This window comes from Mangrovibacterium lignilyticum, from assembly GCF_010882175.1.
Classification (GTDB): domain Bacteria; phylum Bacteroidota; class Bacteroidia; order Bacteroidales; family Prolixibacteraceae; genus Mangrovibacterium; species Mangrovibacterium lignilyticum.
In genome coordinates this window covers 701,732-726,489 of sequence record NZ_WKLH01000003.1, presented here as the reverse complement: position 1 = coordinate 726,489, position 24,758 = coordinate 701,732, and the positions used below count along the sequence as shown (strand labels likewise).

Below are 24,758 nucleotides of genomic sequence, written 5' to 3'. Positions count from 1 at the left end.
TAAGCGGCCGAATTCTCAGAAAACCAGGCCGAATTTAAAGGTAAGTGAATTTAGATTGGTTTTTCCGCCTAAAGAACCGTCAGTAACATCTAAAAATCCGTTCTTATAAATCACCCCTAAAATCAAGGCATTGCGTTCTCCCAGGTCGTATTCTGTCCCGATGCCTACATTAAGCGCCATGTTAAACAGGTTTACCTCTTTACTAATACCTGCTTTGTCGAGCAAACCATCGCTCGAGTCGCCCTTGGCTCCTACCTTAAAAGCGAAAGAACCTCCGAATAAACCCCAATAAGTCCAGCGGTAAAATTGCTTGGTGCGCATCTTTAATGCCAGCGGAAATTCAACATATTGCAACCGGTATCGAATACTGGTTCCGGGCGCGAAAGTTTCGCCGGCAAAACTAAACGGTTGATCTGTATTGTAAGTCAATTCGCCACCTGTTTGTGTGATCAACATCCCGGTTGCAAAGGCATAACGCATCTCTTCATCAAAAAAGAAATCCGCGTTAACTCCGAATTCATACCCCAAGGTCGATTTGTTTTTCTGAACATCCTGATTATCCGCCGACATCCAGTTGATGGATGGACTTCCGGTGAATGATAATTCAAACTTTTTCTGTGCAAAACCGGTACTGGCTACCATAATAAGCAGCATTAGCAGAATTAGATTTTTTCTCATGATGTATTGTTCTGTTTAACGAAACAAGCTTTTAACCGACGAAATTACATTCAACAATAAAACCTGATAGACAAACGTCAGCAATAAGCTTTTGGTATCCACAAAGCTCTAATATTATTTTGAGAATACAAGGTCAATTGCACCATTTATCCATTTATTACATAATTTTTAAACAGCGGTCGAAAGAGCGTTTAAAGTAAACCTTGGGTCACAAAAACAGTTGCGCAGCACATTTAAGGATATTTGCGTCCTTTTTTTTAACATTCTAAAATTCACCCCGTAGAGAACAACAAGTTAACACCTTAATCTTACAGTATGAAATCAACAATTATCCCTCATTTTCGAAAGAACAAACTGCCCCTTTTTTTCGCTCTCCTTTTTTCTCTCTCTTCTTTTATTAGCTATTCACAAGACAGCCCCATGTTTGTTATTGTTGAATACATGAAAACGAAACCCGGTAAAGAATGGAACTATGTGGAGCTGGAACGCAACTTCTGGAAACCGGTCCACCAACAAAGAATAAAAAACGGTGAGATCATAGCCTGGCAGCTATACCATATTCGCTACACCGGTGCCAGCGATCCATACAACTACGCAACCGTTACGATATTCAATGATCCCGAAAAGCTTGAAAACCCCTGGACGGTTGATCCAATGACTGTCCACCCGGATAAGGATATTGAAAGTATTTATGAGGAAACTGAAGAAAGCCGGGAGCTCGTCATTACGAACCTGCTGCTGCGGGAAAACTATGTTCAAATGCCACAGGATGCACCGGATCCCAAATTCATTGAAGTGGACTACATGAAAGTTGAACAAGGCAAAGATGGCGCCTACTTAAACGTGGAAGACAAGGTTTGGAAACCGATCCATCAGCAATTTATAAATGCCGGAACAAGAGCCGGTTGGTCTGTTTGGGGACGAATTTATCCTTCCGGTTACGGACTGGACTACCAATACCTGACCGTGAATGATTTTGCTGAGTTTTCACAAATTGGAAAGGCTGACTACGTCGCTGCGGCCAAAGCGGCGCACCCGAAAGAAGATATGGACACAATTGGCAAAGAAACCAACAACTCGCGCGAGTTGGTTAAATCAGAATTGTGGGAACTCTTAGACGTCGCCTATTGATCAATTCTACTTCTTCCCCGCTTTCATCAACATCTTTCCGGTGATTTTTTGATGGATCGCATATTTTAATTATCATCGCTAAAATATTTACGGCAATTTTTAGTTGAAAAGAAAGGCCCCGATACATTCGGGGCTTTTGATGTTGAATCGATTGCTGACGTTGATAATTGACAATCCATGAAAAATGTATTTTTTGCAATAGGCTGTATTCTTCTATTCACTTCCTGTAACCGAAACCCGTTTAAAGTAAACCTGACAGACACGACGATCAATTTTCAATTCCATGCTTTTGGCAGCGATTTATTTGCTGCTAAAGACAAGCTAAGTGAGCAGCTTCCGGAATTGGAGAAAACATATCCGGATATCTTACCCCTGTTCTCTTCTGAAATTATCGCGATTGGCTTACCGGAAGACGATGGTTTTGAAGAACTTCTCAACTCCTTCGTTGAAGACAGCCTGATGCAGGAAGTCAAAAAACAGGTAGATGAAAAAATAAACCGGGATGACATTCATGATAAACTCGAGGAAGCTTTCCGCTATTTCCATTACTATTTCCCCGAAAAGGCTGTTCCCGAAGTGTTCACCTGCATCAGTGGATTTAATCAGTCGATTATTATGACCGAAAAACTCATGGGCATTGGTCTGGACAAGTATTTGGGCCGTGATTGTGAGTACTACCCTCGCTTGGGAATTCCGCAATACCAGCGCATCAATATGCACCCGGACAAAATTGTTCCAGATGCCCTTTATGCCTGGGCAATGACTGAATTCCCGTTTAATGACTACGGTCCGCACCTGATCGACCGAATGATCTATGAAGGAAAATTGCTCTATCTGCTGGATGCTACCCTACCGGAAACTGCCGACAGTTTGAAAATCGGCTTCACCAAAAAGCAACTGGATTTCTGTTCGGAAAAGGAAAATGCCATGTGGACCTACCTGGCGGAGTACAAGATGCTGTTTTCGACAGAACGGATGGATGTAAAACGCTATGTTGATGCTTCGCCATACACGTCCAGTTTCACAGCCGATTCACCCGGAAGAACGGGCGTTTGGCTGGGCTGGCAAATCGTGAAAGCTTACATGAAAAAGAACCCTGACGTTTCCATCCCCGACTTGATGAACGAAAAAAACTGTAAGCTGATCCTCAACCAGTCTGCTTACCAACCGGAATAATTGATCTTAATACCACTTCAGCCGATAGCCAACATTCCATTCGATAACATCGGCAACGGTAAATTTATGGGCACGAACCAGCAAGCCAATGTAAACATCATTCTTGAAATGGTATTTCAATCCAAACTTCTGATAAATGAAAGGTTGCTGCCCCGGGTATGATTTTCGCAAGGCGTAAAAACCAAGATGAGAAGCAACTGACAAGTGGTTCACACAGAACTCGTAGGTTCCGTAAATTCCCACTTTCATGAGATCTAAAAAATCTTCAGACTTATGAACGACAGGAATGCCTTCCTGATCATAGCTTATCTTTACGTTTCCTTGCGTATCGTGCGTAATGTCAACTCCTGCTCCGAATTTATTCTTCCATGAAACCTGCTTGAGGATAGCCGCCGAAAAGTTCACAACCGCAAACGAGCCGGCGATTTTCAACTCTTCATCTTCAGGATTCTTATAACTCTCTTGTTTTTTACCAACTCCCATTTGCACGGCTAATTCGTAATTATCCAGGTAATCCGGCTGTTTCTCCCGAATCAGGATCGGGCGGTCATGCAAACTGTAATTTACCTCAATAAAGGGCGAGACCAGGTTAAGTCCGCTATTCGGCTTCTTGGTCGCTCCGTTTGAAAAGTGCGTAAAACCCAAGCCTGTTTTCAACTGCCATCGGGGAGTCAGGTCATAACTGTAAAACAAACTGGCATCGATGTAAACGGTCTTATTCGAGCCAATAGCAATATTGAAAGGATTTCGGTACGGATCATAAGCCTGCCAGTTATAGGTCAAACCAAAACCCAATTCGTAGCCAACTGTAGATCGTTTGGTTCGCTTAAATGGAAATCCCATAAATCCGTAAAGAGCAGTCGGATAACCGAGTTCCTGTGAATTAAAAAAGTTTGCATTGTAAAATGAAACCCCGTAATACGGGAAGTTTAAAACATGGTGCCATTCTTTTTGCCCGGCAGTTTGAACACCGTAACTAAACGCCAAGGCATGAAAAGACGTTATGGGCTCTTCCTGTAAATTCTCTCCTCTCAGAAAATCATTCGTTTGTAAAACCCGACCGGCATGGTACCGCGTTGAAAAAAAACTATACCGCTTGGGTTCAGTTTGAAGGCTATCTTTTTTGAATAGCGAAGTCAATGGATTCGTGGCTTGTACATCAACAACAGATGTAAAAATCAATAGCAAAAATAAGGCAATTTTATGTTTCAAACTCATACCGGGAAAATGAGATATTGGCAGCAACTAAGGTTCTTGAGCTGAATGCTGTTTTACAAAAATATGAAATCAGGACGAAAGCATTGCAAATACCGAGCCACTTCAATTCAAAATTATGAAATCATTAGCAAATCAACATAACGATATGTAAATAGAAACGGAATGTCCTTTTCAAAGACGTCTTAAATATTAGTAAATGAAAAATTTAATCTGAACAGCTACCATCAGCGCGGGTCGTCGAGCACTTGCAATATGAAACCACTGCTATGAATATTCCTGATTTCGATAGCAGGGTCCTGCGACAAATACTTTCTCAATTTGGTCAGGTACACATCCATGCTGCGTGCGGTGAAATAGCCGTCGTCGCCCCAAATCTTTCTCAGTGCTGTTTCGCGGGGTAACAAATCATTCTTATACTCCACCAGCAACTCGAGCAGTTCCGCTTCTTTGGGCGACAATTTCTGTTCAATTCCGTTGCGAACAATGCTTCGTCTCTGAAGGTGAAACCGGTAGCTGCCTATTTCATACGAATCCGCATGTGTGCTCTCATGAGCTCTTCCCCGGCTTAAAATCGCTTTGATCTTGCAAAGCAAAACTTCGGTATCGAAGGGTTTGGTCACATAATCGTCTGCGCCAACTTCGTACCCTTTCAGGACATCCTGCTTCATTGCCTTGGCTGTTAAAAAGATGAACGGAACGTGCTTGTCCAGCGTCCTGATTTCCTCACCAACCGAAAAACCATCGACATTAGGCAACATCACATCAAGCAAGCACAGCTGAAACTTCCCCTGACGAAAACGCTCAACAGCATATTTCCCGTCATCCACCCATGTCACTTCGTAATCATTCAGCTCCAAATAGGATTTCAAAACAGCCCCGAAACTAAGGTCATCCTCCAGCAAAAAGATATTTAGATTTTGATCTTTCATCAATTCGTCTCCATTACAAAAGGTAAAAATACGTCAAAACGACTGCCCTTTCCAAGTTCGCTGCTCACGTGAATAATTCCTTTGTTCGCTTCCACGACTGCTTTAACGTAACTCAAACCTAACCCAAATCCTTTCACATTGTGAATATTCCCGCTGGTTTGGCGATAGAAGCGCTCGAATATTTTGGATTGAACAGGCTTACTCATTCCAATTCCTTTATCAGAAACCGCAATCACAACCCCTTTGGCTGTGTTCCGGGTCGTAATCTCTATTTGTGGCTTATCCGACGAATATTTATTGGCATTGTCCAGCAAATTATAAATCAGGTTGGCACAATGTACGCGATCTGAAGTCACAATCGGATTTATCGCTTCCGTTCTTATCAACAATTCTCCGCCGCGCTTATCAACCTGCAAGCGCACACTTTCACTCACTTCTTCAATCAGCTGGTGAATATTCACAGCTTCCCACGTAAATTCAAATTCCTTTTTATCCAAACGGGCAATTGTTAGAATATCTTCAACCTGCCGGTTCATGCGGAGGTTTTCCTTTTTTATCATCTCCACATAGTAATTCACCCGGTCCGGCTGATGAATGACCTTATCATTGACGATGGAATCGGCCGCAACCGAAATTGTTGCGATAGGCGTTTTGAACTCGTGCGTCATATTATTGATGAAATCGGTCTTCATTTCCGAGATCTTCTTTTGTTTCAGCATAAACAGAATACTGAGTGTGAACGTGAGCAAAATAATCAGCGAAAAAATCAACGAAGCTGCCAGCAACCAGGATACCGATTTATAAATGAACCGTCCCTGATTGGGGAAATACAGGTGTAGCTTGCTGTTTCTGTTGAAAATTGCATGTGGAAAAAGCCTCACCACGTAAGAACTTTCAGCCAAGGCTAAACTATCCGCGTTAGGTGATAACTGAATAAGGCTGTCGTTTTCAGAAAGCGCCAATTCAAAATCGATCGGAATATCCCGGTCAATCAATTCGCGCTTCACAACCCGGGTCAGCTCAGGCAACGGAATCTCTTCGTGTTCAAGCTCGGTCACTTCATTCATGACCCGGTGGTTAAAATTCTGCAGATTTTGCGTCTTCATCTCAATTCGCTTGTGTAAACCCGGCGAAATAACACGCAACGTGTCCAGCACAACATTCAACGAATCCAGTTTTCGCTGGTTATCCCGGATAAATTGGTCGGTGTCTATCAGAACAGTGTCTTTTGCATTGACGACAATCGTCTCTGTCCGCACTTTTTGCCCACCCTCGCCCGAGAAAGTAAACGTATGGGTCTGCGTTCCGGCGCTGTCAGTTACAATCTCAAACTGTGTATTGGTTGGAAACTTGCGATCCCGAATCATCCGGATTTGACGAGGTGGCGGCGGCTTTATTCCTTGTTGCACCCAAACAGCACTGTCGCTATCATCAAATTGGGTGAAAATCCGAAAATTCTGACGGTCTTCCAGGTGTTGAACGGCCCGGTTCATCGCCTCATTTACACTGCGATCAAACAAATCGGTCTTTACCCCAATGGCATTGTTGATCCAAATAATCTGCACCAATATAATGCCTGCGATCGACAAGCCCATGAGCACCATAATATAGGTAAAAGTCCGTCTGTTCATTCCCTGAAACTAAATTGATTCGATTTACACGTCAAATATAAGGCTTTCAAAAACAGTCATTTCGACTTTAACTTTTCTTTAACTCATTTTAAGTCTGCCTTAACTCAAACTTCCCCTGGCCTGCCCCATCTTTGTTCCAAGCAAAATCAAAAAAAGGAAAACATGAAGACATTTTTAAAGCCATTGTTCCTCAGCGCTGCTGCCCTAATTGCCCTAAACGCGGGAGCACAAACAAACGAGGAAAACAAGCCGGAGGAAAAACCGGGGAAAAAGCATATTAAAATAGTTCAAATTGAAGATGGTGTAACAACCAAAGTCGATACGATCATTAGCGGTGACGATCAATTTATTTGGAATTGTGAAGACTTTTCTGACGAGTTTTTCAGGGATGGGCAAGGTGGTCTCCCTCCGGAATTTTCAGATTCGCTCATGCATAAACGAATGAAGCATTTTCGTTTTGAAGGGCAACCAGGCGACAAAGGTTTAAGAACCGGGATGCGCGTTTTTAAGGGACCGCGGGAATTTCATAACATCCGGGAATTCAAATTCGAAGAAGGTGATTCAACCCGCCACATGATCGTTATTAAACACGGAGAGGGTGACGAAGAGTTTATGCACTTCCGTGGTCAGGGGATGCCTGCTCCGCCTCGTCCGGAAAACATGATGAGCCACGAACGGATGCAAGATCCAAACATTATCAACCTGAATGATCCGGGTGTTATTTCCTTCAAGAAAAAAGACCTGAGCGGTGGGCGTGAAAAAATAGAAATCATCCGTCAAAAGCCCGACAAGAAAAAGGTTGACATTGAAAAGGAAGTGATCGTTGACGATGCAAATGCAAAATAAGAATTCTCTCCCCTTCTTTCAGAAAATAATTAAACACTAAAACAAAGGCTGTCGACACCACGGTGCGACAGCCTTTTTCTCTTTTTACAGAAGAGACCAAAACCCTCCTTTTGTGCTATTTTTTTGACGACTGACTCGCCATTTCTTCTGCTTTTTGCATACTTAATTTCAGCGGATCGATTTCTTCGCCCCAATAAATTGTCCGGTGTGGGAACGGAATTTCGATTCGGTGCTCATCAAAGGCTTCTTTGAGTCGCTTGTTATATTCCCGGCCAACGTTCCATTGCTCAATTGGGCGGGTTTTAATGCGCCCTTTTATAATCAAAGCGCTGTCGCCAAAACTGTCGAGCCCAAAAATCTCCATGGGCTCCAATATGCGATCTTTAAACTGCGGATCCTTTTGCAGTTCATCAGCCACATCTTTCATGATCTTCATCACCTTGTTCAGGTTCTCTTTATAAGCTACTCCAATATCGAAAACCATGGCCGACCAACCTTTAGTCATGTTAGACACGGTATTGATTTTCCCATTCTGAAAAATATGGACTACCCCCGACAAATCACGCAGCGTAATTGTCCGGAGCTCGATTTTCTCGACCAATCCTCCTGTTCCGTTAATAATCGCCACATCTCCTGTCCGGATCTGATTTTCAAGCAGAATGAAAAACCCGGTAATAAAATCGCGAACAAGTTCCTGCGCTCCAAAACCGACGGCCAAACCAAGAATACCTGCACCCGCTAAAATAGGCCCGATTTCGATGTTAATCTTTTTCAGAAAGATCATGATAAACAAAGTCCAAACAATTATTGTCGCCCCTTTTTTGACGATCCCCATCAATGTATTTAAGCGTTTTTCGGCTTCCAAATCGGGTTCATCGGTATGATGAATTGTTTTGGCTACCAATATCTTTTTGAGTTTCCCAATCAGGAATTTCGTGACACGCAATAAGATTACAAACAGGATAAAAAGAATAACCAGTGATGGTAGTTCAGTAATCAGCCAATGAGCCAGGCTCGAAGTCACTGTTTCCCAAAAATCGGTCGTAAATAGTTTTTCCATAGAATTAATATTTGAGGATAAAAGAATCGCATGAATTCAGCCGAAAACAGTGCCAGAACCAGAAGCAAACCGGAAATAAAGACTAGCAGGCTGATAAATAGAAATATAAGCTAAAAAACCGAGGCATACAAACCCAGCTGTCATGTAGAAAGAATTTCAGAGGTGTGGAAGAGATGGGACAAAGATCTCAGATCACGCTGTTTCCTCACCTTTTGAAAAGCAACATCCGACAGATCCCTCCGGAATACATTTTGGTGACGGGTTCTTAGATTGTGCTCAATCCCTCAAAAGGAGTTCCCATCTTCCCGATTATCGGCCTCAACATTCATCAATCTAAAACCAAATCTCTCTTAAAACACAGGCATACTGAAGCATGAAAAACGAACCGAAGACAAGATTTGAAAAATCCTGCCGACGAAAAATCCCTCAATTTGCCGGTGAAATAATTCAGTTGATCGATTTTAAAAGTAAAAAAGAAATTTCTTCTGTTAATTTCCCGCAAAGAGATTAAACGATTCCATCAAACAGGAGTCTGATTAAAAAAACAAAAGCGGACCTGTTCCATTCCAATTTTATTGCAGATGAAGATAACTATTGAAGGACTAAGCAAGATCTACCCGAACGGCAACCGGGCAATCAACGATATTAACCTCGAAATTAGCGATGGCATGTTTGGTTTGCTTGGCCCAAACGGAGCAGGTAAATCCAGCTTGATGCGCATATTGGTTACGCTGATGAAACCCAGCGCCGGCAAAGTCACTATTGATGGGTATGATTTGGTGAAAAACAGGAAGGAAATCCGTAAAATGCTGGGCTATCTGCCACAGGATTTTCGCTTTTTCTCAAAACTAAAGACGTCCGAATTTTTGGACTATGCAGCCCGCTTAGCAGGAATTAAAAATGCCCGGGAACGAGCACAATCTGTTGACCGGATGTTGGAAGAAGTTGGATTATTTGAAGCACGCGATCGTCAAGCCAATCGACTATCGGGCGGTATGAAACGCCGGCTGGGGATCGCACAAGCCCTGATTAATAATCCGCGGGTAATCATCGTCGATGAACCAACGACAGGCCTTGACCCCGAAGAGCGAATTCGGTTCCGAAACTTACTGTCAGCCATCTCTACGAAAGACGTCATCATCATCCTTTCCACTCATATTGTTGGCGACATCTCGAGTACCTGCAAAAATATGGCCCTGCTCAATAAAGGCGAATTAGCTTACAGCGGGTCTCCCGACGACCTAGTAAGCGAAGCCAACGACAAGGTCTGGCTTATTAAAGCAACCGAAAGCGAATACATGGAAATCAACGAAAAATACCCGGTGATATCAACAGTTCCAACAAGCGAAGGTTGGGAAATACAGGTCGTAGCCGACCAGATTAATGGCTATTACGGTCAGAACATCGACGCAAACCTGGAACATGCCTATGTATATTTTATGGAAAATAAGCTGAACCAGTGGAGTGCCGTTTAAAGGCTGAATCTTAGCCCTGACAATTGAATACAGACAACTGAAAACGAGATAACAACGACAACAACAAATAACGACCTATGATCTCTCTGCATAACATCCGATCAATCGCGTTGTATGAAACCAAAACGCTGTTGCGAAGCTGGTTCTTCCGCATTTTTGCCATTTTGGCTATGGTGGTCCTCATCTTTTTCAATGTAGGAACACTCCTCCAGGCCAATGGCGGCACCGGTTTCTGGGCATTGAAAGGATTGTCCTCCAATATCCCCTATGTTAACCTGCTCTTGCTAAATGTTGTCCAAGCCATTATTGCCATATTTCTAGCCAGCGATTTTTTGAAGCGCGATAAAAAATTAGACACCACCGAGGTAATCTACATGCGTCCGATGACCAATGGTGAATATGTAATTGGCAAGACCCTGGGAAACCTGGGCGTTTTTATCGTCCTCAACCTGATTATTTTGGGCATCGCCATGATTTTCAATTTTATCGCGAAGAATGTTGATGTCAACTACAGTGCTTACCTGTATTACTTTTTATTGATCAGCATCCCCACCCTGGTATTTATTATGGGGCTCTCGTTTCTTTTTATGTCGATTATAAAAAACCAGGCTGTCACTTTTGTGATTCTATTGGGCTATGTCGCTATTTCCCTGTTCTACCTGCAAGATAAATTCTACTACCTCTTCGACTACATGGCTTTCAACATTCCGCTGACTTATAGCGATTTTGTAGGATTTGGAAACATCCACACACTGATGGTCCACCGGGGCATGTACTTCTTTTTCGGACTGGCTTTCATTCTCTATACCATTTTATTGCTAAAACGTCTTCCACATTCCAATGCCGTTCGCTATATCGCCAGCATTCTTGGAACAGCCTCTTTCGTTTTTGCCCTATACCTGGGGTACAGCCATGTAAATCGGTTTCTCTCAGAGCAAAACCTTCGGCAGGATATGATTAATCTGAATGAAAGCTACCTGGGAACGAAAGCCGTTCAGGTAACCGATTACGATATTCATTTAAAACATGAAGGCGATCAGATTGCTGTCACTGCTTCACTGCAAGTAAAAAATGAAAACTCATCACCAGTCAAACAGCTTATTTTCAGTTTAAATCCGGGACTAAAACTGGAACAACTAACACTGAACGATCAACCAACAGATTTTGAACAGAAACTGGGAATCATCTCAGTAAAAGATTGTCAACTTCAGCCGGGAAAAAAAGCAAAACTGGCATTGACTTATTCCGGCCAGATCAATGAAGCCGCTGCGTACCTCGACATTGACGACGAAACCAGAACTGAAGCCTTCAGAAACTTCATGTACCAAATTGATAAACGGTATGCCTTTCTGACTGATGACTATGTATTGCTGACCCGCGAAAATAACTGGTATCCGATTCCGGGCGCAGGCTACGGAATAACCAACAGCCAATGGCTGGCACGCCAGTTCAGCAATTACAAACTGGAGGTTACGACAACACCCGGGCTAACTGCCATCTCGCAGGGAAAAAGCGAAGTGGATGGCAATACTTTTACGTTTGAATCGACACATGCCAATTCCCAAATTTCACTGGTTATTGGGCAATATGATAAAATTGCAAAAAACATTGATGGGCTGGACTTCAACATTTACGTCAAAAAAGGACACGATTATTTCTCTGCTTTTTTCGAAGATATCAAGGATACGATTCCGTCGATTGTGGCTGAAGCACTTCAGGATTTCGAACGTTCCATCGATATTTATTATCCGTTTGAACAGTTCTCACTGGTAGAAACGCCGATTCAATATTACAGTTACGAAAGAGTCTTAAGCGGTAGCCGCGAGCAAATACAACCGGAAATAGTCTTATTCGGAGAAAAAGGCTTGCTGTCTGACGACGCCGACTTTTACGGACGCATGGAAAACCAGGGGCGTTTTGGTCGAAACAGAAACGAGGACATGACTGCTGAAGAGAAAAAAATTCAGGTGCTGAAAAACTTTATTTCATCATTTACTCGCTCCTCAGGCCGCCCCGACTTTAGCCGTTCGAGAGGAGAAACCCAGGTTGAAGAAACGCAAAATGCCTATTACATATTCCCGCTATTTTACAACTATGCCTATTACATCAGCTCTCAGCGCTGGCCGGTAACCGACCGCGTTTTTGAAAGCTACAAGAAAAGTAAGCTGGACGATGGACAAATGGGGTGGATTCGTAATATCCAGGGAATGTCGGAAGATGAACAAGCGAACCTGGCCCTGCTGTCGCACAGCTTTCAGGATTTACTGGACGACCCGGATCAGAAACAGATTATCGACAATGTCATTCAGCAAAAAGGAACAACTTTGTTTTCCATCATCAAACGCAAAGTCGGTGATGATGCTTTCGAGGATTTTCTGTTCAACTACCTCAATAAAGTTAAATTCGGAAACGCTTCAATCGAAGACTTCAACGATCAACTGAAGGCAAACTTCAACATCGATCTGATTCCTTACATGGAAGGTTGGTTCAGCAGTACTGATTTACCGGCATTTTTGATTGGCAATGTCTCGGCTGTGAATGTGCTCGAAGGCGACGAACTGAAAACAATGGTCAAGTTTAAGGTGAGTAATACTGAAAAAACAGAAGGCATTATTTCTATTGAGTTCAGAACAGGAGGTGGTTTTGGACGTGGCGGCGGAAGTTCTACCGATAACATTACCAAGTTGGTACACCTGGATGGTGACCAAACGAAAGAAGTTAGCTTCCTGCTATCGGGAACGCCGCGTGGTGCAACCATCAACACCCTTGCATCCAGAAACATTCCTTCCGAAATTCGCCTGCCACTGGACAATATTGAAGAAGACACAAAAGCCATTCCGTTCGAAGGCGAGAAAATAGTCGATACCCCCGTTCGTATCGCTGAAGACAACGAAATTATTGTCGACAATGAAGATCCGGGGTTTGAGGTCACAACAAACGATGAAACGAGTCTTCTCCGGAAGCTGCTCATCCCGGAAGAAACCGATGATGAAAAATACTCAGGCTTCAATGGCTGGCGTCCTCCAAGAAACTGGACACTGACAACCAATTCATCCTTTTACGGAGCCTACATCCGCTCGGCCTATTATATCGCTTCGGGCAATGGCGACCAGGTTGCGCGCTGGAATATTCCAATTAGTGAACCCGGATTCTACGATGTATATGCCTATGTGTACAAGGAAGAGCGTCGTGGTCGCAGGAATAGTGAACTTGGTGAATACCATTACATCATCCACCACGACGATGGAGATGAAGACGCCACTATTGATGTAAAATCAGCAGAAGACGGCTGGAATCACTTGGGCGCTTATTACTTTTCTCCGGATACAGCGTTGGTCGAGATGACCAACAAAAACGATGGACGCATCGTCGTTGCCGACGCCATTAAATTGATTAAACAATAACAAAAGAAATAAACAAATGAAACTCCTGCTATCGAAATTAAAACTCCTGCTAATTTGTCTATTGCTACCCGGTGGGTTCGTTGCCGCCCAGCGAATACTGACACTGGACATGGCGATGGATATTGCTCAACAAAACAGTCCATCGATCCGGACGTCCTTATTGAATCTGGAGCGGTCTCAGCAATTACTGAAAGCGCAAAAAGCGGCCTTGAAATCGCAGTTCACACTTAGCCTGACTCCGGTTGACTACAGTAAAACACGTGCTTTCGACGACTATACATCGAACTGGTACACCACCGAGCGGTTTAACACCTACGGAACATTTACGGTGGCTCAACCTGTTTTGGTTACCGATGGAACAATCTCGCTGTCGAACACCTTTGGATGGCAAAAAAGCAACAGTACTTCGAGTGGATCCGAAAACAAATCGTTCACCAACGACCTATACGTCAGCATCAACCAACCTCTTTTCACCTATAACAAGTTAAAACTGCAACTCAAAACACTGGAGCTCGATCTGGAGAATTCCAACCTGAGCTATGCCATGCAAAGGCTGAACCTGGAGAAACAGGTGACACAATATTTCTACAATGTTTATATGGCGCAAATGAGTCTGACAATCTCTCAGGACGAGTTAAGCAACACGAAAAAGACATATGAAATAACCAAAAATAAGGTCGATGCCGGCTTGTCGGCCATGGAAGAATATTACCAGGCAGAACTGAACTACGCAACTGCTGAATCGGAGGTTCAAAACCAGCGTGTCTCGCTCGAGAATGCGAAAGATATTTTTAAGCAATACATCGGAATGGACATTTACGAGGAAATCTCAATGATGGCTGATGTTAAAGCAACGCCGGTTGACGTTGATCTGAAACAAGCCATCAATTACGGGTTACAATCGCGCATGGAAATCCGTCAACGTGAAATTGACGTGGAAAATTCCCAGTTCGACCTGATCACGACTAAAGCGCTCAATGAGTTCAAAGGCGAAGTAAATGTATCCTACGGATTAACCGGCGATAACAGCAAACTGGTGGACATATACAATAGTCCGACAAAGAGCCCAAGAATTTCAGTAGCGTTCAATGTGCCGCTTTTTGACTGGGGCGAAAAGAAAGCCCGAATCAAAGCACAGGAAGCGGTGATTCAGTCACAAGAGCTGAACCTGCAGGAAGAGAAAACGCAGATCGTCATTGATATCAGATCCGTGTACCGCAGTTTGCTGAACCAGACAACTCAAATCGATATCGCGCAGCAAAACGAAAAAAATGCACAGCTGACCTACGAGATTAACCAGGAGCGCTACAGCAACGGCGACTTGACCGGAATGGATCTCAACCTATACCAAACACAGCTATCCGAGAAAAAAATGGCTTATGCTCAATCACTCATTAATTACAAAATTGAATTGCTGAACCTGAAAATTCAAACCTTGTACGATTTTGAAAAAGGAATCGCTATTGTTCCGGAAGAAATCATGCAAACACAACAAAATAAATAGGTCTGAAAAATAACTGCATCCTGAAAAAAAATTAAAACACCATGAATATAAAATTTTATGTCCCAATAGCCCTTTTTGCACTTGTCGGGTTTTCTGCATGTAATAACCAAAGCAGCGATACTGAAACTGATCTGGCTATTCCTGTTTCGGTCGAAGATATTAAGCTTAGCTCCATTGAACAGACCATCAGCTCTACCGGTACGGTAACAGCTTCACAACAGGCAACGCTGACCACTGAAACCAGCGGTGACTATATTTTAAAGACCAATCCAAAAACCGGGCGTAAATTCTCGCTGGGCGATCGGGTTGAAAAAGGCCAGATTGTTATCGAACTTCAGGATAAAGAATACCTGAATGGTATTGGACTGGAAAGTAAGAAACTCAACCTGGAAATCACCGAGCAGACTTACGAAAAACAAAAATCGCTGTACGACAAGGGTGGTGTAACACAAAGTGAACTGAGCAATGCCCAGGTTTCGTTGGTTGATGCAAAAAACAGCTTCGAGCTGGCTCAAATACAATTAGAGAAAATGTATGTTCGGGCACCCTTCACCGGAATCATCACTTCGTTGCCTACTTACACCCAAGGCACACGCGTTGCCAGCGGCACCGAAGTCGTTAGTTTGATGAGCTACAACAAACTGATACTTGAAGTAAACCTACCCGAAAAATACATCAATGACATTCAGCGCGGACAAGATATCCGGGTGATGAACTACACCCTTCCAGACGACACACTACACGGGCGAGTGGCCGAGCTGTCGCCGGCAATTAGTACTGAAACCAGAACATTTCTCGGCAAGCTGGAAATAGACAACCCCAAAATGTTACTCCGCCCGGGAATGTTCGTTCAAACGGAAGTCATTCTCGACCGGAAGGACAGCGTCGTGGTGATCCCTAAAAATGTTGTAATCTCCAACCGCCGTGGAAAATCAGTGTTCATTGTGACCAAAGGTACAGCCGAGGAAAAACAAATTACGTTTGGCTACGAAGATAAGGACCGGGTTGAAATAACCTCCGGACTAAAGGCAAACGAACGCCTGGTCGTGAAGGGATTTGAAACCCTTCGGAACCGTTCGAAAGTTAAAATCATCAAATAGAAAGGATAAACCGTGAAGAAATTAAGCGAATTTTCGGTCAAGTTTCCGGTTACCATTCTGATGATCGTGCTCGGCGTTATCTTGCTGGGCTACATTTCATACGATAAACTGGGCATTGACCTGTTCCCGGATTTAAATAACCCGCGCTTGTTTATCGAGTTGCAAGCGGGCGAACGCCCTCCTGAGGAAATTGAAAAGCAATTTGTTGAAAACCTCGAAGCGCTTGCTATCCGCCAGTCTGATGTCGTTCAGGTTTCTTCCATCTCAAAAGTGGGAAGTGCACAGATTACCGTGGAGTACGCCTGGAATAAAAATATGGACGATGCCTTTTTGGATTTGCAAAAGGCCGTTTCATCTTTTTCCCAAAACGAAGATCTGGACGAAATCAACATCACCCAGCACGATCCGAACACAACTCCGGTTCTGCAAATTGGCCTTACACACAGCAATGTCGACGACATGAACGAGCTGCGCAAGGTAGCTCAAAACTATATCCGCAACGAATTGGTGCGTTTAGAGGGAGTTGCTGAAGTAGAAGTGAGTGGTGCTGAGGAACCTCAGATCCTGGTTGAAACCAATCAATATCTACTCGATGCTTTCGGCCTCACCCTTGATGACATCTCCACCCGGATCAATAGTTTCAACCAAAGTATTTCGGGTGGAAGTATTGAAGAAATGGGAACCCGCTACGTCGTCAAAGGCATCAGCCTGCTAACTGATGTCGAAGATTTTGAGAATGTGATCGTCGGTTACAAACAGGTTCAGTCTGATGATACCAATTCAGCCTACGCTCCCATCTTCTTGCGCGAGGTCGCTAAAGTGAGCATTCAAAATAAAGATCCTGAAAATATCGTCCGCCTCAACGGTCAGCGTTGTTTGGGACTGGCAATTTATAAAGAGACGAAATTCAACACCGTTAAAGCGGTGGAAGCCATCACCGCTGAAATCGGCAATATTGAAAAAGCGCTTCCGGGCTACCACCTGACAGTGGTTTCCAACCAGGGGAGCTTTATCAACGATGCCATTAGCGAGGTTGAGAACTCAGCCTTACTTGGAATTCTGTTGGCTGTCTTTGTGCTATTCATCTTCCTTCGCCGTATCGGAAGCACGCTGATCATCAGCATTGCGATCCCAATTTCGATCATCGCGACCTTCAACCTGATGTACTTCAACGACCTTACCTTGAACATTATGACCTTGGGAGGTTTGGCACTCGGTGCCGGTATGTTGGTGGATAATGCGATCGTTGTCATGGAGAATATTTTCCGGAACCGCGACGAGGGCATGTCGGTTAAAGAAGCTGCCATTGAAGGAACAGCGCAGGTAAGCGGAGCGATTATCGCTTCGACCTTAACGACCATCGTTGTTTTCCTTCCCATTGTGTATTTACATGGCGCGTCGGGCGAGCTATTTAAAGACCAGGCCTGGACGGTTGCTTTCTCGCTGGTATCCTCACTGGCCGTGGCGATTTTGGTCATTCCCATGCTGTTCAACCTTTTTTACCGCAACAAGCCAGTTGCAAAGGTCCACACTGTTCAGGTAAAAGGCTATGGCCGTTTCTTGGAAAAAGTTCTGAAAATGCGCTGGATGGTCATTCTCCTTTCTGTTATTCTGCTGGGAATTTCTGCCCTTATCGTTCCGATGATCGGAACTGAATTTATGCCGAAAACAGAGACACGGGAATTTAGCATGGACATTCGCATGGCTGAAGGCACTCGGTTGGAACGAACCAGTTCTGCCGTGCAAAACCTCGAAAATATTGTCACCGAATTGCTGGGTGATAACCTCGAGACCGTGTACAGCCAGATTGGCCCGTCAACCGGAATCAGCACCAGTTCAACATCTATTTTCGAAGGAGAGAATACCGCTTCCATCAAGATTATTTTAGCAAAAGGGAGCCAAATTGCATCAACTGAAGCCATTCGGGCGATCAGCCAAACGATTGGCGAATTGCCTGATGTCGAAATAAGTTACAAACAGGACGAAACAGCTCTGAAGAGCATTATGGGCACAGACGATCCACCATTGGTTGTTGAAGTTCAGGGAAGCGATCTGGATGAAATTGAAGAGCTGGTTGCCGAAGTGAAAAGTAAAATTGATGGTCTTCCCGGCATTTATAATATTGAATCGTCGATGGAAGAAGGCTCGCCGGAGATTGAAATCATGGTCGACCGTATGCGTGCCGGCATGTACGATCTGAGCGTGAGCACCATTGTTTCACAAATCCAGGATCAGCTGTCCGGAAAAACAGCCGGACAAGTAGAGCGGTTGGGTGAAATGCAGGATATTAACCTGAAATTACCGGATAAAAGCCTGGTCGATTTAAGTGACCTGCGCATTACCGGCAGCAGCCAGGAATTTTATGTGAACGAACTGGCAACAGTCCGCATGGGACGGTCTCCAAAAGAGATCTTCCGCCGCAACCAAAACAGGATTGGCAAAATAACCGCTCAGCTGGATAAAAATACACCACTGGATAAAGCCGTAAAGGAAATCAAAGCGGCCATTGCACCGATCGATTTGCCCTTGGATTACAAGGTGAATATTAGCGGTGAAGAAGCTAAACGGCAAGAATCGATGGATAGCCTCGGCTTCGCGCTGTTGTTGTCAATCGTGCTTGTGTACATGGTCTTGGCTTCTCAGTTCGAATCGTTGCTGCATCCTTTCACCATTCTCCTGACTATTCCGCTCGCAGTTGTCGGTTCTATTCTGACTTTCTTCCTGCTTGGAAAATCATTCAACATGATGGCTTTCATCGGTATCATCATGCTGGCAGGTATCGCGGTTAACAACTCCATCCTTTTAGTCGACCGGATTTTGCAGCTGCGAAAAGCGGGCCACAACCGGCACGAAGCAATTTTGCAGGCCGGTCAGCAACGGATTCGCCCGATTATGATGACCAGCTTAACAACCATTCTGGCACTGCTACCGCTCACCATTGGAATTGGAGAAAGTGCATCCCTGCGATCACCCATGGCCTTAGCCGTTATTGGAGGTATGGTTACATCAACCCTGCTTTCATTGGTGGTGATTCCTTGTGTGTATGAGATTTTTGAAAGTGTGAAAGATCGCTTTGTCAAACCCAAAGCTGAAGTTTAGAAACTATGAAGTTTATAATAGATAGAAAGACCCTGATCAGCATGCTGTTTGTCGGCCTTACCCTACTGGGGTATGTGTCGTACAAGCAACTGGGAGTGGAACTGCTGCCCAACGCGGAGCTTCCGTTCCTGTATGTTCAGGCGGTCTCTCCACAGGAAGCTGATCCGACTTATCTCGAAAACGAGGTGGTGATTCCGTTGGAAGGAGCCATCAGTACCCTGGAGGGAATTGAGTCGCTGGAATCCAGTATTTCTTCGCGCCGGGGAAGCATCGTGGTCTATTACCAGAAAAATGTCGATTTCAATTTTGCCTACCTCAAACTGCAGGAAAAGATCAACGAAATGCAATCGAGCATGCCGGAAGGTGTGCAGGTAAGCGTGAACAGGGTTGACCTTTCGCAAATGAACAACCAGTTTATGGAGCTGCAGGCACGAGGTAGCGGCGGAGTCGACCGTGTCCGGAACGTCGTTGATGAAGAAGTCGTCAGTGACCTGGAGAATCTCGACGGCATTGCCGGGGTGAATGTCTACGGTGGTCAGCAAAAAACCATCGAAATCATTCCCGACAAGGGCGCCTGCGAAGCATACAACATCACTCCTGCCACTATCCGCTCGTTACTGTCGCAAAATGCGCAGTCGAGAACTTATGTGGGCAACCTGAAAGAACAGGATCAATTGTACTTCGTCCATGTTACTGCAGCGTATTCGCAAGTAAAAGATATCGAAGACCTCGTTGTTGCCGAAGGTCCAATTCTGTTGAAAGATGTTGCCAAGGTCAATTTCGGCGTGAAAGAGCAAACCAGCTATAGTCGTGTCAACGGACTGGATGCCATTACCGTTCAGCTGGTCAACGATTCACAAGCAAACCAGATTGAGCTGTCGCACAAAACGCTGGCGTTAATCGATAAACTGAATGAGAAGCTGAAAACCAAAGATGTGCAACTTGTCGTTCAAAGCAACTCGGCCGAAACCATGGAAACCAACATAGACCAGATTATTAACCTGGCATTGATCGGTGGTTTTATGGCGGTCTTTGTCCTTTGGATGTTCCTTAAAAATGTGCGTATCGTCGCTTTTATTGCGCTGGCCATTCCGGTTTCCATTTACACCGCTTTCAACTTTTTCTATGCTTACGGAATCACCTTGAACAGTTTGACCCTGGTGGGGATGGCCCTTGCCGTTGGGATGCTGCTCGACAACAGCGTGGTGGTTCTCGAAAATATTTACCGGCTTGCGGGGAAGGGCGTTGATGCCGATACCGCGGTAACGCAGGGCACAACAGAAGTATGGCGGTCGATCGTGGCAGCCACCCTAACCACGATTACCGTTTTCCTTCCCTTTGTTTTTTCCAGCAATTACATGGTTGAAATGCTGGGCAAAAACGTCGGTGTTTCCATCATATCAACCTTGTTGGTTTCGCTGGTCGTAGCCTTGCTCTTCGTTCCCATGACGATTCATTACATTCTGAAAGGTCGTCGAAGCGCTAAAATTTCGTTCGAAAAAGTGACGACGAGCAACCGCATGGTTCAAATTTACCTGCTCATGCTGAAATCATGCATGCGCTTCCCTGCTGCGACGGTCTTGGGCGCTGTCGCAATTTTTTTCGTCACCATCTTCCTGGCACTGACAGTCAGTGTGAGTTCCTTAACAGAGATTGAAAATGATGAAATTCAACTTTACATCACGATGCCAACCGGTTCGAGCCTGGCAAAAACCGATGAAACAGTTCAGAAGATCGAAGAAAAACTGAACGACGTCAAAGAGAAGCTGGATATCGTCAGTCGTATCGAAGAAGAATCAGCCAACGTAACGGTCAAACTGGTCGAAGATTACGACAAGGTTGACGGGCGTAATTTTGCTGAAATTAAAAACTCCATTTACGATTTGGTGAAAGATATTCGCCCGGCCGAAATTTCATTTGAGCAAACCAGCTCAAGCAGTGGCGGCGGCGGTGGCGGTTTCAGTGGTGGCGGAAATATGATGGGTAACTTCCAGCGCATGCTTGGTATTGGTAGCAACGAGGAGCGGATTGTTCTGAAAGGACAGGATTTTAAATCGATGCAAACGGTCGCTGAAGATTTGCGCTACTTTCTCGAAAATATGGATATCATCAACCGGGTACGGCTTAACGTGTCGGACAACCAACCGGAAGTACATATGCGATTCGACCCGCTGCTGATGACTTCATACAATATCAGCATGTCCAATGTGGCTTCCGAACTGAATTCGTTTTCCGGTGAAATTTCTACCGGCGTCATGTTCAATCAGGGGGTTGATGAGTATGAAATCATCATCAACCAGGACGCTGATGAAACGGAAGAACAAGCCCGAACCATGGATGATCTGAAGAAAGTCCAGGTGAGCGACGCCAGCGGCGGGCTGCACGATCTGCAGAATTTCGCGCAACTGGTTTATGCACGGGGACTGTCGAGTATCAACCGGGTAAACCAGGAAAAACAGATCGAAATTACCTATAGCCTGATCAGTGATGCCCAAAGTTCGAAAGATCTGCTGGAATCGTATCGCTACGAAATTGACAACCTCATTGCCAACTACGCCTTTCCGACCGGTATCGCAGCTGAGGTCATTCACGAAGAAAGTGATTTGGATGAGTTTTACTTCCTGATTGGTGCAGCGATCCTGCTTATCTTCATGATCCTCGCGTCTGTATTTGAGTCGGTGGTCACGCCTTTTGTACTGCTTTTCTCAATCCCACTCGCAGCCATCGGATCACTGATTGCCTTAATCATTACCGGCAACAGCCTGTTCAACGCCAACACCATGATCGGATTCCTGATCTTGCTCGGTGTGGTGGTCAACAATGGAATTATCCTGATTGATTACAGCAATATCTTACAAAAACAAGGTTATCGCCGGTCACGGGCACTGATGACAGCGGGTCTGTCGCGTGTACGACCAATACTGATTACAGCCATTACCACCATTGTGGCCATGGTGCCACTGGCAATGGGACAGGCTGAATATGTCAGCGTAATCGGTGCTCCTTTTGCGATCATCGTCATTGGCGGATTAGCCCTGAGTACTTTACTAACCTTAATTTTCATTCCTACCCTTTACTCGGGTTTGGAGAATGCGCTGGAGTGGTTCTACTCCCTGAACTGGAAAACTAAAGCGACCCAGTTGGTTTTAATTGCCGGTGCTTTCGCTTTAATTTATTTTGAAGTAGACGGCCTTACCTGGCAAATGGCCGATGTAGTGCTGGCTGTTGTACTAATCCCCGGAATCACCTGGTTCATTTTGAACAGTCTCAAAAAAGCAGCAACCAAGCTCATCGGGCCGGATGAAAAAGTTCAAATCCGAATCCAGAACCTGGTGAAGATTTACGACCGTCCGGGACGATTCTCCCGCGAATGGATCGGTGGCCTCAACATCAGACGCCGCGCCGGCTTGGAAAAGGAGTTCCGCTCCATCAGGGAATTTGACCAACTGATTTGGCAACTGCCTTTGCTGGCGTTCCTCATCTATTTCACCTTTTTCTTCCTGGGCATCGCATTCTGGATTGCATTCATGATGCTGATGGTTTATTTCTATGTGCTGGCCATTTGGAAACCGGTGACCATCTATCTGAATAACCGGTACCAGGAAACTCAGAAAGCGCCCTACCGGTTTCTGAGTATTCGTACCGAACAAGCTTTGTTCTGGTTTTTGCCGCTCATCGAGCTGTTCTTTCTTTACCAGAAAACAAAATACATTGGTTTGGTAGCATCATTCGCTGCCTTGTGGTACCTGGGATTGGTTGTTTCTGTTACCGCCAAACGTTTGTATGAAGAAAAGGTCAATGTTGACCGTATTACCGGACGCTTTGGATCACTCCGCCGTACCGTTTACCGACTCGTGAAACAAATCCCGCTGATCGGGAAACGTAAAGTGCCGTTCAAGGCCCTCAACGGTGTTTCCCTGGAAATCAACACCGGGATGTTTGGTTTGCTTGGCCCGAATGGCGCGGGTAAATCAACCATGATGCGGACCATTTGCGGTATCCTGGAACAGAGCTACGGTAAAATCTGGATCAACGGAATTGATACACAGGAGAAACGCGAAGAACTGCAAGGGTTGATTGGTTACCTGCCTCAGGAATTCGGTACGTATGAGAATATGCCTGCCTGGGACTACCTGGAATACCAGGCTTTGCTGAAAGGCCTGACCGATGTGGAAGAACGTGAAAAACGACTGGAGTATGTGCTCAAGGCTGTTCACATGTACGACCGCCGAACAGAGAAAATTGGTTCGTTCTCAGGCGGTATGAAACAGCGAATCGGTATTGCGCAAATCCTGTTGCACTTACCACGGATTTTGGTGGTCGACGAACCGACTGCCGGTCTCGATCCGCGTGAACGAATCCGCTTCCGGAACCTGCTGGTTGAGCTGAGCCGCGAACGTATCGTCATCTTTTCAACGCACATTATCGAAGATATCGCCAGCTCGTGTAACCAGGTAGCCGTCATAATCCGGGGACGATTGAAATACCACGGCAGCCCGATGAATATGGTCAACCTGGCTGATAAGCTGGTGTGGCAGTATGACGTCCCAGCTGCCGAATTCGACCAGATGCCAAACAAACAAATGGTGATTCACCATATGCGCGTTGAAGATAAGATCAGGCTCCGGGTACTTTCGAAAGGAAAACCGGCACCCGACGCGATTGAGTTGCACCCAATGCTGGAGGATGCTTATTTGTGTTTGATTAAAGATTTGAAATAATGGACAAACGAAAAATACATAACACAATCAACCTGATTACAAGTATGATCCGGTACAATTTCCGAATCATCTTTGCAGGTCGATTCATCTGGTTCATGCTGGCTGCACTCGCATTTTACGTATTCATTGCCATCAGAGGGATCCTGGACGGAACGGTACCCGATGAAGAATTTATTTACGGCATTCTGCTCCTTCCGGCGATGTTGCTCATTTTTTACCCGATGACATTCGGTATTCAGAATGACCTGGATGCCGGTATCCTGGAAATTCTGTTCGGAATACCCGACTACCGCTATAAAGTCTGGTTGGTTCGCCTGGTACTGGTTTTTGTGTTGGTATCGATCATTCTGTTTGGTTTTACCGCACTGAGCTATATTTTTCTGGCACCTGTAAACCTGGTCGAAATGACCTGGCAAATCATGTTTCCCGTGTTCTTTTTAGGAAGCATGGCCTTTATGTTTTCCACCATCATTAAAAATGGCAACGGAACAGCGGTCGTCATGGTTATTTTGGGGGTTTTGGCACTAATATTGTTAGATACGCTGGACCGTACCATGTGGAACATTTTCCTGAATCCATTCAGTGTTCCCAGAAATATGAATGCATTGGTTTGGGAAGGCATAACGATGAAAAACCGCGTATTCCTGTTTACCGGAGCGTTGGTTTTTATTTTGTACGGCTTGTTCAACCTGCAAAAGCGCGAAAAGTTTATTTAGTAAATCTCCTGATATTTTGTCAATTGGGTAGTAGCAATTGGCAACAACGACGATTCAATCGTGTAGTTAA

At 44.8% G+C, this 24,758-nt stretch carries 15 protein-coding genes; 10 read left to right on the top strand and 5 right to left on the bottom strand.

What is annotated here, in order from left to right; genetic code table 11:
- Nucleotides 1–15 precede the first annotated feature (15 nt).
- On the bottom strand, nt 16–678 hold the full coding sequence (locus GJV22_RS17260) for a porin family protein (protein ID WP_163716758.1): 663 nt from the start codon (nt 676–678) through the stop codon (nt 16–18).
- Between the two features lie 441 nt (nt 679–1,119).
- Here GJV22_RS17260 and GJV22_RS17255 point away from each other — a divergent pair, with 441 nt between their 5' ends.
- Nucleotides 1,120–1,809, top strand: a complete 690-nt coding sequence (locus tag GJV22_RS17255; RefSeq protein ID WP_163716757.1) for a hypothetical protein — start codon at nt 1,120–1,122, stop codon at nt 1,807–1,809.
- A 177-nt stretch (nt 1,810–1,986) separates the two neighbouring features.
- Entirely contained in the window at nt 1,987–2,985 is a 999-nt protein-coding gene (gldB, locus tag GJV22_RS17250; protein ID WP_163716755.1) for a gliding motility lipoprotein GldB, read from the top strand.
- A 6-nt stretch (nt 2,986–2,991) separates the two neighbouring features.
- Here the strand turns inward: gldB and GJV22_RS17245 are convergent, their stop codons facing one another.
- The 3 genes from GJV22_RS17245 to GJV22_RS17235 form a co-directional block, all read right to left on the bottom strand.
- Nucleotides 2,992–4,203 (bottom strand): acyloxyacyl hydrolase, encoded by a 1,212-nt coding sequence (locus GJV22_RS17245; protein ID WP_163716752.1) that lies wholly within the window; start codon nt 4,201–4,203, stop codon nt 2,992–2,994.
- A 224-nt stretch (nt 4,204–4,427) separates the two neighbouring features.
- Nucleotides 4,428–5,132, bottom strand: a complete 705-nt coding sequence (locus GJV22_RS17240; protein WP_163716748.1) for a response regulator transcription factor — start codon at nt 5,130–5,132, stop codon at nt 4,428–4,430.
- Nucleotides 5,132–6,763: a sensor histidine kinase gene (locus GJV22_RS17235; RefSeq protein WP_163716745.1), complete on the bottom strand. Its 1,632-nt coding sequence runs from the start codon at nt 6,761–6,763 to the stop codon at nt 5,132–5,134. The genes GJV22_RS17240 and GJV22_RS17235 overlap by 1 nt, the downstream gene beginning before the upstream one ends.
- Nucleotides 6,764–6,925: 162 nt before the next feature.
- Between GJV22_RS17235 and GJV22_RS17230 the strand changes: the two genes are divergently transcribed.
- Nucleotides 6,926–7,609 carry a hypothetical protein gene (locus GJV22_RS17230; protein WP_163716742.1) on the top strand — a complete coding sequence of 228 codons (684 nt, stop codon included), beginning with the start codon at nt 6,926–6,928 and terminating at the stop codon, nt 7,607–7,609.
- A 115-nt stretch (nt 7,610–7,724) separates the two neighbouring features.
- Here GJV22_RS17230 and GJV22_RS17225 read toward each other — a convergent pair whose 3' ends face one another.
- Nucleotides 7,725–8,669, bottom strand: a complete 945-nt coding sequence (locus GJV22_RS17225; protein WP_163716737.1) for a mechanosensitive ion channel family protein — start codon at nt 8,667–8,669, stop codon at nt 7,725–7,727.
- Nucleotides 8,670–9,250: 581 nt separating this feature from the next.
- Between GJV22_RS17225 and GJV22_RS17220 the strand changes: the two genes are divergently transcribed.
- From GJV22_RS17220 to GJV22_RS17190, 7 genes are all read left to right on the top strand, one after another.
- The gene (locus tag GJV22_RS17220; protein ID WP_163716734.1) at nt 9,251–10,144 is read left to right on the top strand and encodes an ABC transporter ATP-binding protein; all 894 of its coding nucleotides are present in this window, start codon (nt 9,251–9,253) and stop codon (nt 10,142–10,144) included.
- A gap of 77 nt (nt 10,145–10,221) precedes the next feature.
- Nucleotides 10,222–13,548 (top strand): golvesin C-terminal-like domain-containing protein, encoded by a 3,327-nt coding sequence (locus GJV22_RS17215; protein ID WP_163716731.1) that lies wholly within the window; start codon nt 10,222–10,224, stop codon nt 13,546–13,548.
- Nucleotides 13,549–13,564: 16 nt separating this feature from the next.
- Entirely contained in the window at nt 13,565–15,052 is a 1,488-nt protein-coding gene (locus tag GJV22_RS17210; protein WP_163716728.1) for a TolC family protein, read from the top strand.
- Between the two features lie 41 nt (nt 15,053–15,093).
- Nucleotides 15,094–16,152 (top strand): efflux RND transporter periplasmic adaptor subunit, encoded by a 1,059-nt coding sequence (locus GJV22_RS17205; RefSeq protein ID WP_163716725.1) that lies wholly within the window; start codon nt 15,094–15,096, stop codon nt 16,150–16,152.
- A 12-nt stretch (nt 16,153–16,164) separates the two neighbouring features.
- Nucleotides 16,165–19,251, top strand: coding sequence for an efflux RND transporter permease subunit (locus GJV22_RS17200; RefSeq protein ID WP_163716722.1), 3,087 nt, complete (start codon nt 16,165–16,167; stop codon nt 19,249–19,251).
- 5 nt (nt 19,252–19,256) lie between these two features.
- On the top strand, nt 19,257–23,972 hold the full coding sequence (locus tag GJV22_RS17195; protein ID WP_163716719.1) for an efflux RND transporter permease subunit: 4,716 nt from the start codon (nt 19,257–19,259) through the stop codon (nt 23,970–23,972).
- A complete protein-coding gene (locus tag GJV22_RS17190) occupies nt 23,972–24,688 on the top strand; it encodes a hypothetical protein (protein ID WP_163716716.1) in 717 nt (238 codons plus the stop codon). The genes GJV22_RS17195 and GJV22_RS17190 overlap by 1 nt, the downstream gene beginning before the upstream one ends.
- Nucleotides 24,689–24,758: the final 70 nt, after the last annotated feature.

Coding starts and splice junctions, on each gene's coding strand:
- GJV22_RS17260 (WP_163716758.1), bottom strand. CDS start 678: ATGAGAAAAAATCTAATTCTGCTAATGCTGCTTATTATGGTAGCCAGT.
- GJV22_RS17255 (WP_163716757.1), top strand. CDS start 1,120: ATGAAAACGAAACCCGGTAAAGAATGGAACTATGTGGAGCTGGAACGC.
- gldB (WP_163716755.1), top strand. CDS start 1,987: ATGAAAAATGTATTTTTTGCAATAGGCTGTATTCTTCTATTCACTTCC.
- GJV22_RS17245 (WP_163716752.1), bottom strand. CDS start 4,203: ATGAGTTTGAAACATAAAATTGCCTTATTTTTGCTATTGATTTTTACA.
- GJV22_RS17240 (WP_163716748.1), bottom strand. CDS start 5,132: ATGAAAGATCAAAATCTAAATATCTTTTTGCTGGAGGATGACCTTAGT.
- GJV22_RS17235 (WP_163716745.1), bottom strand. CDS start 6,763: ATGAACAGACGGACTTTTACCTATATTATGGTGCTCATGGGCTTGTCG.
- GJV22_RS17230 (WP_163716742.1), top strand. CDS start 6,926: ATGAAGACATTTTTAAAGCCATTGTTCCTCAGCGCTGCTGCCCTAATT.
- GJV22_RS17225 (WP_163716737.1), bottom strand. CDS start 8,669: ATGGAAAAACTATTTACGACCGATTTTTGGGAAACAGTGACTTCGAGC.
- GJV22_RS17220 (WP_163716734.1), top strand. CDS start 9,251: ATGAAGATAACTATTGAAGGACTAAGCAAGATCTACCCGAACGGCAAC.
- GJV22_RS17215 (WP_163716731.1), top strand. CDS start 10,222: ATGATCTCTCTGCATAACATCCGATCAATCGCGTTGTATGAAACCAAA.
- GJV22_RS17210 (WP_163716728.1), top strand. CDS start 13,565: ATGAAACTCCTGCTATCGAAATTAAAACTCCTGCTAATTTGTCTATTG.
- GJV22_RS17205 (WP_163716725.1), top strand. CDS start 15,094: ATGAATATAAAATTTTATGTCCCAATAGCCCTTTTTGCACTTGTCGGG.
- GJV22_RS17195 (WP_163716719.1), top strand. CDS start 19,257: ATGAAGTTTATAATAGATAGAAAGACCCTGATCAGCATGCTGTTTGTC.
- GJV22_RS17190 (WP_163716716.1), top strand. CDS start 23,972: ATGGACAAACGAAAAATACATAACACAATCAACCTGATTACAAGTATG.